The organism is Janthinobacterium sp. BJB304 (genome assembly GCF_002735765.1).
Taxonomy (GTDB): Bacteria; Pseudomonadota; Gammaproteobacteria; order Burkholderiales; family Burkholderiaceae_D; genus Janthinobacterium.
Genome location: NZ_PDZN01000014.1, coordinates 121775 through 135657, shown reverse-complemented (window position 1 = coordinate 135657; position 13883 = coordinate 121775). Strand labels below are relative to the sequence as shown.

Below are 13883 nucleotides of genomic sequence, written 5' to 3'. Positions count from 1 at the left end.
GCCCCACGTCGGCCGGCGGCAAAAAAAAACGGAGGCCGCAGCCTCCGCTTCATGTACAGAATTTTTTATCTTCAGGCTTGCAGCTTGCGGCGGCGTGCCATGAAGCCGACGAAACCCAGGCCCGCCAGCAGCATGCCGTAGGTTTCCGGTTCCGGCACCGGCGTGACGGCCAGGATGCCGCTGTAGCTGCCGCCAGTTGGCGAGGCAACATAACCGTCAATTTGCAGGAAGTAATTGCCTGCAGCCAAAGGCGCGGAACCGGACTGCAGCGACCATGCCTGGTCTTGCGCCGTGAAATTGATCAAGTCTAGCGCGCCATGAAACAGAATGCCGCTGGCATTGCCCAGGCTGAAGCCGGTCAGCGTGAGGCCGGAGTTGGCGCTCGGCTTGAGCGAGGTCGCCAGTGCGCTCAGGTCGTTAAAACCCGTCACGCTGAACGTGAATTTGTCGCTGAAAAAGTTATTGCCCGCGCCGGCCAACTGGCCTGGGGCCAGCGAAAACGAGCCCAGCAACTCGCTGCTGGAATAATCGAGCAAATCTTGCGTCAGATCCACCGTCGCGTGGCTGATGTCAACCGGCGCCGCATGGGCTGCCAGGCTGCTGCCGGCAAACATGGCGGCCACGAACAGGGATTTCAGGAATTTTTTCATACTTTTCACCAAGATGACTGCAACTGGCTCATGCCAGTTGCGGGATGGAAACGCAAACGAGGATACCAATCAGACAGAGCCGGCTCAGGCCGCCTTCTGACGACGGCGTGCCATGAAGCCCAGCAAGCCCAGGCCCGCCAGCAACATCGCATACGTACCAGGTTCCGGCACGGCCGATACCAGGCTGCCGTTCGCGCTGAAGGCCGCGCCCGTGTTCGACACCACGTTGCCGCTGATTTTCAGATAGTAGGACCCGGCAGCCAGATTGGCATACGACAGGCTCCATTTGTCATCGATGCCGGTCAACAACTGATTGCCGCCCAGCAGTAAGGTATTGCCGACACTGCTGTACAAGCCGAAACCCGTCAGGTTCAAGCCATTCGTCGCGCTGCTGCTGCGCGAGTTCAGTACCACGCTCAGGTCGCTAGTCTTGCTCACGTTAAATGCGAACAGGTCATTGAAAAAATTGCTTTTTTGATTGTTTTTAAACTTGTCGCCAAAGGTCAACGAACCGCCCGCGGCCAGATTGACGGCGCCAGGCGTGGAACTGATGTCGACGGGCGCGGCACAGGCTGCCTGCGCGAATAAAGCTGAACCGGCAAAAGCGAGCGCGGCCAGCACTGAATACGTATTTTTCTTCATGCGATTCCACTCAACGTGAATGCGGACGCGATAATGCGTCCGCATGAGTTATCTGATCAAACCAGGCAGAATCATAGCATAAAGTAATTCTATGTGTTAACTATTGTTTAATGAAAAGTTACTTTATAGCATCATTCTTAAAGCCAATAGTTTCACTGAGCTGATATCATGAAGCCGCACATCAGGCGCGTTGATAAACATCCTCCAGCCGCACGATATCGTCCTCGCCAAGATAGCTGCCCGACTGCACTTCGATCAGATGCAAGGGCAACTTGCCCGGGTTTTCCAGCCGGTGCGTCATGCCGATGGGAATATAGGTCGATTCATTTTCCGTCAGCAAAGTCACCTTCTCACCGCAGGTGACGCTGGCCGTGCCGCTGACCACCACCCAATGCTCGGCCCGGTGATGATGCATCTGCAGCGACAGCTTGCCGCCCGGATTGACGGTGATGCGCTTGACCTGGAAGCGCTCGCCGATATCGATGCCTTCATAACTGCCCCACGGGCGGTACACCTTGCGGTGCTGCACGTGTTCACTACGTCCCGCCTGCTTCAGGTGGTCGACCACCTGTTTCACGCGCTGCACCTGGTCCTTGTGCGCCACCAGGATGGCGTCGTCCGTTTCCACCACGATCAAGTCCTGCACGCCCAGCACGGCCACCATGCGGCGCTCGGCGCGCACCAAGCAATTGCTCACGCCATCGAGATACACGTCGCCGCGCACGACGTTGCCGTTGGCATCGCCCTGCTGCACGTCCCACAAGGCCGACCAGGAACCGACGTCGCTCCAGCCGATGGCGGCCGGCAGCACCACCGCATGCGACGTATGCTCCATGACGGCATAGTCGATCGAATCGGACGGGCTGGCGGCGAAGGCCTTCTCTTCCAGGCGGCAGAAATCAAGATCGCGGTAGCCGTCGCGCACGGCCGCCTCGCAGGCGGCCAGCATGGCGGGCTGGAATGCCGCCAATTCGCCCAGATAGCGTTCCGCGCGAAACATGAACATGCCGCTATTCCAGAAATAATTACCAGCGGCAAGGAATGACTGCGCCGTGGCCAAATCGGGCTTTTCCACAAAACGCTCGACCTGGCAACCCGCGGCACCAGGGCTCACGGGCGCGCCGCTGCGAATGTAGCCATAGCCCGTCTCCGGCGCCGTCGGCACAATGCCGAAGGTGGCCAGCGCGCCACCGGCCGCCAGCAGGGCCGCTTCGGCGATAGACTGGTGAAACGCAGCCACGTCGGTGATGACGTGGTCAGCCGGCAAGACCAGCATCAGCGCCTGCGGGTCGATGGCCAGCAGGTATTGCGCCGCCACCGCCACGGCCGGCGCCGTGTTGCGCCCCACAGGTTCGAGCAAAATACCCAGCGGCGACAGGCCGATCTCGCGCAACTGCTCGGCCACCATGAAACGGTGCTCATTGCCACACACCACCAGCGGCGGCATGACTTCGAATTCGGCCAGCGCACTGTCGCCGGCGCGGCGGTTAGGCAGGCTCTGCACGCGCAGCGCCGTTTCCTGCAACATGGTCTTGTCCGTTACCAACGGCAACAATTGCTTGGGCAGCACGGCGCGCGACAGCGGCCACAGGCGAGTACCCGAACCGCCGGACAGGATGACTGGATAAATTTTCATGGTTTCACTTCGCAAACAGTTTATTGAGGAGCATGCACGCTCGACACTATGAGCGTTCAGGCGATCAGCACGCCGCGTGCGGCGCTTTTGTCCGGCGCTATCAGCGGCCGTCCTTGCTCAAGGTCACCGGAGCGGCGGGCACGGCGGCGGGAAACAGGCGCGCATACGCGGCCAGCAGCTTGGGCGCTTCATATTCCCACTCCAGCTCGTTGATCACGCGATGGCGGCCAAACGCGCCCATCTGCTCGCGGCGGGCCGGGTCGTCCAGCAATTCGACGATCTTGCGTGCCATATCGATGGGATCATTCTTCAAGGCATACAGCGACGCCTGCTGTGCGGAAACCTTGCCCTCGACCAAGTCGAACTGCACGATCGGCTTGCCCAGGGCCATGTATTCCATGATCTTGTTCATGGTCGACTTGTCGTTCATGTCGTTGGCCACGTCCGGATTCACGCACACATCAGCTGTATTGAGCATTTCCAGCAATTGCTGGTCCGGCACGCGTCCGGTAAACGTCACGTAGTCGGTGATGCCCATGTCCTGCGCCATCTGCTTCATCTGTTCGAGCGAGGTACCGCCACCGACCAGGCCAAACTGCACGTCCTCGCGCTTCAAGGTTTGCACGATGTATTGCGCCGCCTGCAGCAGCAGGTCGATGCCTTCCTGCGCGCCCATCACGCCCACGTAACCGACCAGGTAGGTGCGGCCCTTCTTGAGTTCCGGCACGGGCGGCAGCACGCGCAGGCGGTCCAGCTTGGGCCCGCTGCGCACCACGTAGACATCCTCGGGCTTCATGCCGCCCCGCTCGATGGCGATCTTTTTGTACGACTCGTTGGTGGCGATCGACACGTCCGCGCTCTGGAACGACCAGCGCTCGAACAGCACCATCAGTTTATAAAAGAAATCGCGGCGGCCGAACTTGGCTTCGTACAGCTCCGGATTGATGTCGTGATGGTCGAACAGGAAGCGCTTGCCCATCGTCAACTTGAAGAAGCCGCCGATGAGGAACAGCAGATCGGGCGGATTGCAGGCGTGGATGACGTCGAAACCGCGCGCGAAATGCACTTTCCACGCCAGGCGGAAGGTGTGGAACAGCGCCAGCGAATATTCCACCAGGTAACCCTTGGCCCCTTCCGCTTCCAGCGGCAGGTTGTAGCGGTAGATATGGATGCCGTCGATGGCTTCGTAGCGCGATTCGTAACCTTTGCCCGTCGGGCAGATGATCGACACTTCGTAGCCATTCGCATGCAGGGTGGTCGCTTCCTGCCACACGCGCCGGTCGAACGGCGACGGCAGGTTTTCCACCAGGATCAGCACACGGCGCGGCTGCCCTGCTACCTTGTTACCAGCAGATGCCGTCATATTGCTCTCCACTTTGTTCTTGGCTGATGCGCACCAGGTCGACGATGTGCTGGTGCGGCTGCAGGCTGGCGGGCACGGTCTTGAATTCAGCCGCACCATTGCCGATGACGATGGTGTCGGCAAAATCGAGTACGTCCTGCATGTTCGTCACCATCAGCTTGGAAATGTGCGGGATGTGATTGAGGATGTAATCCTGGTTCGCGCCCGTCAAGGCGGCCAGGTTGACGTTCTTGTCGTACAGTTTCAGCTCGTAGCCCTTGCCCAGCAGATACTCGATCACATCGACCAGCGGCGACTCGCGCAAGTCGTCCGTGCCGGCCTTGAACGAAAAGCCCAGGATGCCCACCTTGCGCGCACCTTTGTCGACGATCATCTTGATGCCCTTTTCCACTTGCCGCTGGTTCGACGGCAGGATGGAGTTAAGCAAGGGCAAATCGAGGTCCAGGCTGCGCGCCTTGTAGGTCAGCGCGCGCACGTCTTTCGGCAGGCACGAGCCGCCGAAGGCAAAGCCCGGCTTCATGTAGTAGGGCGACAGGTTCAGCTTGGTATCCTGGCAGAAGATTTCCATCACCTTGTGGCCATCGATGCCGACGGCCTTGCAGATATTGCCAATTTCATTGGCGAACGCCACTTTCACGGCGTGCCAGGTGTTGTCCGTGTACTTGACCATCTCGGCCGTCTCGACGTCCGTGCGCACCAGCGGCGCGTCCATCTTTTCATACAGCTGCACCAGCAGCGCGCCCGCCTTTTCATCGGATTCGCCGATGACCGTCTTCGGTGGATGGTAGTAATCGTAGACGGCCGTGCCTTCGCGCAGGAATTCCGGGTTGTTGCACACGCCGAAATCGACACCGGCCACCTTGCCCGATGCCGCTTCCAGAGTCGGAATGACAAGCGCGCGCATGGAACCCGGCAGCATGGTCGAGCGCGCCACGACGACGTGGAAGCTGTCCTTCTCGGCGATGGCGGCGCCGATTTCCTGGCATACCTTGCGCACGTGGCTCAAGTCCAGGTTGCCATTGAGCTGCGATGGCGTGCCTACACAGATGAGCGACATGTCGGAGCCGAAGACGGCGTCGCGCACGTCCGCCGTGGCGCGCAAATGGCCGCTTTTCACGGTGGCGGCGATCATCTCGCCGATGTCTTTTTCGATGATGGGCGTGGTGCCCTGGTTGATCAGATCGACCTTGGTCTTGTTCGGATCGACGCCGATCACTTCATGCCCATCCGTTGCCAGGCAACCGGCCGATACGGCACCCACATAACCCAAACCAAATATGCTAATTTTCATGTTTTCCTCGTATTTTCTGACAGATCAGGGGTAGCTAAACTCAAGCGTAACTCGGTGCGCAAGGCGGTCGTGCCTTGCACCTGTGCGCGCCAGACCAGGGTCGGCGCGGCTTGTTTTTCATCAAAATGATGCGATATCCATCCCAGCGGCGGATTGTCGCTGCCGTGCACCAGTTGCAGGGAGGCATCTGGCAACGATGGCAAATGCATTTCCAGCGAGAAGGCATCGCCGGCCACGCGCAGCACCTGGCCATCCAGCTGCACGCGGCAGCGGGGATCGACGTGCCAGAACAGCTCCACTGCATGCGCGCCCTCGCATTCGAGCACGTCGTCAACCACGATCAGTGCTGCGCCGGGCGCCACGCGCACGTCGCGCCGATGTAGCACAGCATCTTTCAAGCCCAGGTAGCCGTCATGGCTGGCGCTCCAGAATTGCCCCTCAACATCGTCCCGCCAGGCCAGACATCGCGCGCGGGCCTTGCGCAGCCACAAGAAGTTGCCGCCCGACTCGGACTGGTCACGGCCATCGATGCGCACGGTGTTGTGCGCGCTGGTGCCGCGGAAATAATCGCGCCACCGCTTTTGCGTGTGGTACGCATAGGTGCCCGGGTCGACCAGCACCATCTGCCCCGCCACCGACAAGGTCAGCGCCAGCGCATCGGCGTGGCCGTGCGCGGCGATGCCCAGGTAACCCAGCGGACCTGCGTCGGCGGTCAAGCGCACTTCGGACGGCGTATCGAAGCGCGCGCCCATCAGGTAATAGCCGCCATCGGGGAAGGCACGCGGCAAGGTATCCGGCACAGCGTCCGGCAAGGCATCAAATGCCTGGCGCCCCGTCTCGCCCAGCAGCCAGGCGCTTTTCTCGTCGAAGATACGCGCCTTGGCCTTGAAGTCGGCGCGGCCAAACAGGGCCGCACCGCTGGCCAGCAGCGAGGTATAGGGATTCGCGCCGGGCGCCTTGTCCCAGTGCGCCAGCAATGCGTCATCGGCGTCGCCGATCATCGGCAGCTCGCCCGCCACGGTCGTCATGGCGGCGATAAAGACCAGTATGGCTTCCAGGCGCTGTAAAAAGGCAGCCGAGCGGGGCCGGCCGTTGGCCCGGCCTGCCAGCACGCACAGCAGCATTTCGTCGGCCACCGTGTGCTGGTAATAAATGGCTTGCTCGCGGTTCACACCGTCCGGACCGTTCTGTTTCAACGCTTCCGCTTCCAGCTCGCGCTCCGTCTGCGACAGCCAGCCTGCACTTTCCGGCCAGCACGGCCATGTGAGCGCGGCGATGTGCAAGCCCGTCAACTCGCCAAACAGGTGGTTGTTGGCCGACGAGTGGCGCGAAAAATGTCCGGCGATGAAGTGGCAATGCTGGTAGATGCTGTCGAGCCAGCGCTGCAGGAACGCCTGCCCTTGCGCCCCCTCAAACAGGGGACTATTCATGCCGCCGAGCAAGTGCCACGCGTGCGACCAGCTGACCAGACGCAAGGCCAGTTCCAGCGCGCTGCTCCAGTTCGGCCCCAGCGGATACGGGCACTGCTGCCACCACGATTCCAGCAGCGCTTGCGCGCCGTGCGCATGGCGCAGCTCGCCGCCCAGCCGGTATGCCATCGCGAGGTCGGCCACGGCCAGGTGGCGGTTCGGTTCCCACAGGCATTTGATGTCGCCCACCACCGCTTCATCGCGGTAATTGAGCGTCTTGCCAAAGCCCAGCGGCACCACGGTGCCCGTCTTCGGATCGCGGTTCCATTGGGGCGGGAAACCCAAGTCCGCATCGCGCAGGGCGAAAACATCGAAGCGGCCCGCCAGGATGCGTTCGGCCGCCGCCAGGTGCGGCGCCGCGTCGACGGGTAGTCCCAGCCATGGCGCGCCGAAACGCTGGCGCGCGGCCTCTGGCGGCACCAGGGCCAGGCCATAGCCGCGTGCCTGCAGACGTTGCCTCACGGCATCGTGCACGCGGTGTGCCACCTCGGGCGCGCCCATGGCGCGCAGGCGGTTCAGTTTCCAGGACAGATTGCTCAGCATGCGCATGTCACAGATACTGGCGGTGCCAGATTTCCAGGGTGAGCAAGCTCCACAGCAGCTTCTCGTGGTTTTGCCGCCCGGCCACGTGCTCGGCCAGCACCTGCTGCAGGGCTTGCGCATGGTAGTAGTGACGCGTGCGCGAATCGGCGCCCGTCAAGTGTTCATACAAATAATCCTTCATGGGGCCGCGGAACCATTCGTTGACGGGCACGCGAAAGCCCACCTTCGGCCGTTCCAGGATGGCTTGCGGCAGCAGCTGTTTCATGGCTTCGCGCAAGATCCACTTGGTGGTACGGCCGCGCACGCGGTACTCGTCCGGCAGGCTCGACACATATGCGGCCAGCTCGTGGTCCATGAAAGGCATGCGCGCCTCGAGCGAGGCAGCCATGGTCATGCGGTCACCCCGCTCGAGCAGATTGTCGGGCAGCCAGCTCAGCTGATCGAAGCACAGGATGCGGCGCAAGGCGCTGTTGCCGGCGCTGCCGCAGCCCAGTGAAGGATCGCGCTGGCGCGCCGGCGCCGGCATGGCCACCAGACGCGCGCGCTCCTGGTCGGACATCATGCCGAACCAGCGCGGCATGCGCTCGTCGAACGCTTCCAGGCCCAGGTTCACGATGGCCGTCTTGGCGCGGCGGAAACGATACGGCAAGGCGCCGATGGCCGGTTCGATCAGGCCGCGGCGCAGCAGGCCCGGCAGCATCTGGTAGTTGCCCGCATAGCGCTCGTACACGTGCTTCGGGTAGCCGCCGAGGATTTCATCGGAGCCTTCGCCCGTCAAGACCATCTTCACGGTCTTGCGCGATTCTTTTGCCAGCAGATAAATAGGGATGTCGGACGGCTCGGCCACCGGGGCGTCGCGGAAACGCACAAGATCGGGCAGCAGCGCGATGACCTGGTCAACCGATACTTCCAGTTCATGGTGATCGGTCTTGAACTGGCGGGCGATATCGGCCGCATATGCCAGTTCGCTGAAGCCGCCCTCCTTGAAGCCAACGGAAAAGGTCTTGACCGGCAATTCCGTATGGCGCGACATCAGCGCCACCACGGCCGACGAATCGATGCCGCCGGACAGGAAAGCACCGAAAGGCACGTCGGAAATCATGCGGATGCGCACCGATTCATCGAGCTTGTCGAGGAAGGTGGCGACAGGGTCGGCGGGCAACGGGGCCGCCACGCGCGACCGGCTGTCGGCAGGCGTGAAATACACCTGTTCGCGCAGTGCGCCGTTTTCCCATGTCAGGGTGGAACCAGGCGCCAGTTTGCGAATACCCTGGAACAGGGTTGCCGGGCCCGGCACGTAGCGGTAGGCGAAATAATCCCAAATGGCGGACTCGTCAGCTTGCGCGGCGACACCAGGAACGGCCAGCAAGGCCTTGATTTCCGAGGCAAACAGCAGGCCGCCCGCGTGTTCGCACAGAAACAGCGGTTTCTTGCCGAACGGATCGCGCGCGATAAACAGACGGTCGTGGCGCGCATCCCATATGGCGAAGGCAAACATGCCGCGGAAATGCCGCACGCACTCTTCGCCCCACTGCACATACGCGTGCACGATGGTTTCCGTATCGGACGCGGTTTTGAAGATATGCCCCAAGGCAATTAACTCTTCCCGCAGTGACTGGAAATTGTAGATTTCGCCGTTAAAAATCACTTGCACCGAGCCGTCGGCATTGCCCAGCGGCTGGTGGCCGGTGGCCAGATCGATGATCGACAGGCGCCGGTGCACCAGGCCCACGCGATACTGCGCGTCGCTGCTGACGACATCGAGGATGCCGGTATCGTCAGGACCCCGATGGGCAATTGCCGCCCCCATCGCGGTCATGATGTCACGCTGTCCAGGAACAGATACGGGGAGAATGAAGCCAGCAATACCACACATGAATAACAGCCTCTTGAAAAGTAATCTTATCGACGCAGTGCGCCATAGGTATCGCGAAAATCCTGTGCCAGGCGCTCCAGCGAATACTGGCTTTCGATACGCAAGCGGCAGGCCTGGCCCATGCTTTGCAGCAAGGCACGGTCCCCATCGAGCCGTAAAATAGCCTGCGCCAGTGCCTGTGGATCGCGCAATGCCACGAAAAATCCGTGCACGCCATCCTGCATCACATCGGGAATGGCGCCCACCGGACACACCAGCGCCGGCGTACGGGCCGCCATACTCTCCAACAAGGCATAGGGCAGGCCCTCATGATGCGTTGGAAACCCAAATACATCCGCACATTTCCACAACTGGTCTTTCTCCTTGCCAAACACCGGCCCGAGGAAGCTCACGGCGTCCTGCAAGCCCAATTCGACGACTTTCGCCCGCAAGGAGACCTCGGCTGGGCCACTACCGGCGATCTTCAACGTCGCGGTGACGCCGGCAGAGCGAACCATAGCCAGAGCCGAAAGCAATTCGAATAGGCCCTTGCTTTCCGCCAGCCTTCCCACATAGACCAGCAGCAAGGGACGGACATGCATTCGTTTGTCCTGCGGATCATCGGCGATATCGATGGCATTCGGTATCACCGCCAACGGCAGTGCGTCATCAAAATGTTGATAGGCGCGCAATTCCGTTTGTGCCAGCAACACAACCTTGTCAACAGAACGCAGCACCTTGCGCAACAGGCCTGTAAGCAACGGCCGGTTGCCAAAAAAATTCTCTGGCAGCGCGCCGCCATGGACCTGATAGACGACTTGTTTGCCCATCAGTTTGGCGATAAATACATACACGATATCGCGCCAGTAACTCTTTTGCTCCATCGACGTGTTTACATGGACAATGTCGGGACGTTTCCGCAACAACGATACGGCAAATTGAAACGGGCTGATCACAAGACGCAGCAATTTTCCTGGTGCCGACTCCCCGCGCCCTTCGCTGCCCACCTGGAAATGTACAAGATGAAAATCTCGCGACAAGCTGGAACGGTACATTTGATTCAGATGGGTACTGACCCCACTGACCGCATCAAGGGACGGTCCAAGCAACATCACAGTAATCATTTTCATATTATAAATTATTTTTTTGCAATCTAGTTAATCATGTAACCAGTGTGCGCGCGATATCACTTTGCGCAGCGAGAAAAACTGGCGCAAGCATAAAAACTTGCTTTTCAGATATGATTCTCAATCGCGTATGCCGGCGGCATGGAGAAAAGCCTCAAAGGATGCGAACTGCGCCTTGTGATTCGCCACATACCGCGGATAGGCCCGGTCCAGTTGGCGTTTCACCGGCACGCGGTCGTCCAGTTGGTGGCCATCCATGAACAACGGAAATTCTTCCCAGAAATCTTCCACCACAGGGCGCCGCCCCAGACGCTCCTGGATGCTGCGCGCATACTCAAAGGCTTCAGCCACACATTTGACTTTGCGCTTTTCATAATATTGCTCGATATTTCCGACAATCCGCGCCGGATTGCCCGCTACGATCGCGCCAGACGGTACGTCCTTGGTGACGACAGCGCCATAGCCGATCACGCAGTTATCGCCGATGGTCACCCCCTTGAGTACAGTGCAGTTGCGGGCAAAATACACGTTTCGGCCGATCACCACCTTACCCGAAGAATTAACGAAGTCGCCATGCAAATCCAGGAACAGGTTGGTGACGAAATCATGCGTCAGAATCTCCGTGCCAGAATTGATCGTCGTTCCCGCGCCAATTTCCAGCAAGGTTGGGCGCGTGACATCGATACTGATGGTCTTCAAATTTCCCCAACGAATGTTTTCACCAAGCGCAACGCCGCGCCCGCGAAGCATCTGCTCAAAACGACGTACCCGCCGCGCAGCAAGAATTTTTTTTATGGAAGCAAGCATACCGATTATCCCAAGTCATTAATAACAGAACTATCCACAAGGTGCGGGACAGTCGTGCAACTTACAAAATATAGCGCCAGCGTCGCGCCAACAGCATCAGCGGCAGGCTGGCAAGCAGCGACAGGAACAGTCCTGCCAAGGTCAGGCTTCCCCAGTCTTGCCATCCCCAATAGACCCCCAAGGCCAGGCAAGCAGGATGAATAAAGTAGACTGCGGATGACATTCTGGAGGCCAGCATGCTGCCGTGCGGGGGGGCATGCAGTGCTGCCATGAAGCATGCTGGTGCTGCCAGGGCCAGCGCAAACACCATGTCGAAACCTTTCTTGGTCGCGCCTTGCAAGAGATAGTTCGCATGCGCCTCCAGCAGAACAAGAAGCAATGCTGCAGCGGCAACGCTCACCATCGCCGCCCGGCTTCGCGGACGCCAGGCATGTCTGGCGATCAAGAAGCCCGCACACAGGAAAGGGAAGCCAAAAAACAAAAAATTACGGGACATCCAGTTCAGCGCCACGATATTTTGCAGCAGAGAGGATGAGAAATTGTGATAAACACGACAATATTGCAGACAGACCCCCATCACAAACAAGATGGCGGCCATGGCAGCAAGACGGGCGCTTGCCTGCTTACGCAGGCAATATAGCAAGATACCGGCACAGATCAGGCCCGACATATACCAGAGGTGGTGATACCCCATCACCACCGTGGCAAACAGCATGGCCCAGGCAGTCATACCGGAGAGTGCCTGCGGATGCAGGTAGCATGGCAAATACAGCACCATCCAGAATGCGTAAATACCGGCAGCTTTTTTCAACCAGGAAAGAAAAGTGGCTCTGCTCGTACATGCCTTGCTGAAATAATAGCCATTCATAATGAAAAAGACGGGTACCGCTATGCGGAAGAGGCCATTGACCGTCAAATAGGCCCCTTCGCCAACCGCCTCGCTTCCGGCATGCAAAGCCAGTACCATGACGGCCAGCACCACGCGAAATCCATCGAGCACCCCGTCACGCGGGGGGGCACTATTTGCTGGTGACAAAGTTCCCATCCATTGATCTCCTTTGCCTTCGGTACTTGGCAAAAGCCTAGGCGGCTGCGATATGGCGATATTGCTGAGCAACTTGCTCAGCAATGATGGCATAGCTGCGCGCGCTGGCAATATACGCCGGCCCATGGCTGGCGCGCAAACGGGCGCGTTCCGGGTTGGCCAGCACCTCGTCCATGGCGCTGGCCATGGCGGCCGGCATGCTAACCGTCAGCCAGCCGGCCTGACTGGCCTCCAGCACCTGCACCTGGTCGGGGCTGTCATTGCCGACGGCGGGCATTGCCAGGGCCAGGTATTCCAGTAATTTGGTAGGAGAACTGACATCGTAGCGGACTCCGCGTGGAATATAGGACAGCGCCAGATCGGCGCCCAACAGCAATTCCCAGGCCTGCGCCGAAGGCAGCCACCCGGTAATGCGGACAGCGTCGGACAGGCCGGCACGCTCCGCGTACTGCAGCAAGTCCTGCTCGTCCTGTACATAGGGAGAACCGCCGATCAATAACAGACAGGCACGCGGAACCGTTACGCGCAACAACTGGAGCGCCTCGATCAGGCGTTCGACATTACGCGATTTGTCCAGGGTCCCAAGATAGGCGAGCAGCGGTACGTCCTGCCAGCCTTCCGGACGCCTGCTCGATCGGGGGGCGCCTTCCATGAGTTCCATGTCCACGCCCATCGGCACGGCACTCAGGCGCTCGGCAGGAATTCCTTTTGCGATCATATAGTCACGCATGGCATCGCTTTGCACGAAAATGTGCTTGGCACCCGGCAAGACGAGCCGGTATAGAAGTTGCGCCTCCAACAATCCTTTGACCAGTACCAGCCGCTGACGCAGACTGGGCTGGCGAGCCAGCTGATGGCGCGCGTTTTCTATGCGGCCTTCGCACATCAGGTAGGAGACCCAATAGGTAAATGGAATTTTCTTGAAGCGGGCAATACACATTGCAAGCAGGCCGATCGACACCATGTCGCGTACCTGGATAATATGGCAGTCGCCACGCCGGGCTGACAGCAGACTACGAAGGCTCAGCTTGATGAACGACCATTCGCGCCGCAAGCGGCTGGAGTGATAAAGGGGACGCTGCGCCGAGGCAAAGTTCTGTTCCTGGAATGGCGCACTGTCCGCCGTCCCCACCAGATCACATACGACTTGATGGCGGGGCAAATATTTACCGAACAGGACAGCCACATCCGGACGAAAGGTCGGCAATGCCTCAGGCACGAGCTGTAGTATTTTGAGAAACATGTATGAAGAGTCGCAGAGGCAAGGTGAATCAATCGTCGAGGACGAAAAATATTATCATAAATGGCATAGAATTATTATAATTGTACCATCCATGCCTGCGAACAATGTCAGTTACACCATATCTTCGGCAGAATGACTCGTACTGCCAGAATAAAGTGTACAGGGCAACAGGCCATACATCCGATATTTCATTGCAATGTCACCAGCTATCC

General features: G+C 59.5%; 11 protein-coding genes. All 11 read right to left on the bottom strand.

Going from position 1 to position 13883, the window contains the following annotated elements; genetic code table 11:
* Window positions 1-71: 71 nt before the first annotated feature.
* On the bottom strand, window positions 72-650 hold the full coding sequence (locus CSQ95_RS17630) for an FxDxF family PEP-CTERM protein (protein ID WP_099410446.1): 579 nt from the start codon (window positions 648-650) through the stop codon (window positions 72-74).
* Window positions 651-734: 84 nt separating this feature from the next.
* Window positions 735-1292 (bottom strand): FxDxF family PEP-CTERM protein, encoded by a 558-nt coding sequence (locus tag CSQ95_RS17625; RefSeq protein WP_099410445.1) that lies wholly within the window; start codon window positions 1290-1292, stop codon window positions 735-737.
* Window positions 1293-1473: 181 nt separating this feature from the next.
* Window positions 1474-2928 carry a mannose-1-phosphate guanylyltransferase/mannose-6-phosphate isomerase gene (locus tag CSQ95_RS17620; RefSeq protein WP_099410444.1) on the bottom strand — a complete coding sequence of 485 codons (1455 nt, stop codon included), beginning with the start codon at window positions 2926-2928 and terminating at the stop codon, window positions 1474-1476.
* Between the two features lie 100 nt (window positions 2929-3028).
* Window positions 3029-4291 carry a glycosyltransferase family 4 protein gene (locus tag CSQ95_RS17615; RefSeq protein ID WP_099410443.1) on the bottom strand — a complete coding sequence of 421 codons (1263 nt, stop codon included), beginning with the start codon at window positions 4289-4291 and terminating at the stop codon, window positions 3029-3031.
* Entirely contained in the window at window positions 4272-5582 is a 1311-nt protein-coding gene (locus CSQ95_RS17610; protein WP_099410442.1) for a nucleotide sugar dehydrogenase, read from the bottom strand. Before CSQ95_RS17610 ends, CSQ95_RS17615 begins: the two co-directional genes overlap by 20 nt.
* Window positions 5579-7594: an alginate lyase family protein gene (locus CSQ95_RS17605; RefSeq protein WP_257218094.1), complete on the bottom strand. Its 2016-nt coding sequence runs from the start codon at window positions 7592-7594 to the stop codon at window positions 5579-5581. The genes CSQ95_RS17610 and CSQ95_RS17605 overlap by 4 nt, the downstream gene beginning before the upstream one ends.
* 7 nt (window positions 7595-7601) lie before the next feature.
* Window positions 7602-9470: an asparagine synthase (glutamine-hydrolyzing) gene (gene asnB / locus CSQ95_RS17600; protein ID WP_099410441.1), complete on the bottom strand. Its 1869-nt coding sequence runs from the start codon at window positions 9468-9470 to the stop codon at window positions 7602-7604.
* 26 nt (window positions 9471-9496) lie between these two features.
* On the bottom strand, window positions 9497-10579 hold the full coding sequence (locus CSQ95_RS17595; protein WP_099410440.1) for a glycosyltransferase family 4 protein: 1083 nt from the start codon (window positions 10577-10579) through the stop codon (window positions 9497-9499).
* Window positions 10580-10696: 117 nt separating this feature from the next.
* Window positions 10697-11383 carry an acyltransferase gene (locus CSQ95_RS30300; RefSeq protein WP_099410439.1) on the bottom strand — a complete coding sequence of 229 codons (687 nt, stop codon included), beginning with the start codon at window positions 11381-11383 and terminating at the stop codon, window positions 10697-10699.
* A gap of 61 nt (window positions 11384-11444) precedes the next feature.
* The gene (locus tag CSQ95_RS17585) at window positions 11445-12428 is read right to left on the bottom strand and encodes an acyltransferase family protein (protein ID WP_180279088.1); all 984 of its coding nucleotides are present in this window, start codon (window positions 12426-12428) and stop codon (window positions 11445-11447) included.
* A gap of 37 nt (window positions 12429-12465) precedes the next feature.
* The gene (locus CSQ95_RS17580) at window positions 12466-13671 is read right to left on the bottom strand and encodes a glycosyltransferase family 4 protein (RefSeq protein WP_099410437.1); all 1206 of its coding nucleotides are present in this window, start codon (window positions 13669-13671) and stop codon (window positions 12466-12468) included.
* Window positions 13672-13883: the final 212 nt, after the last annotated feature.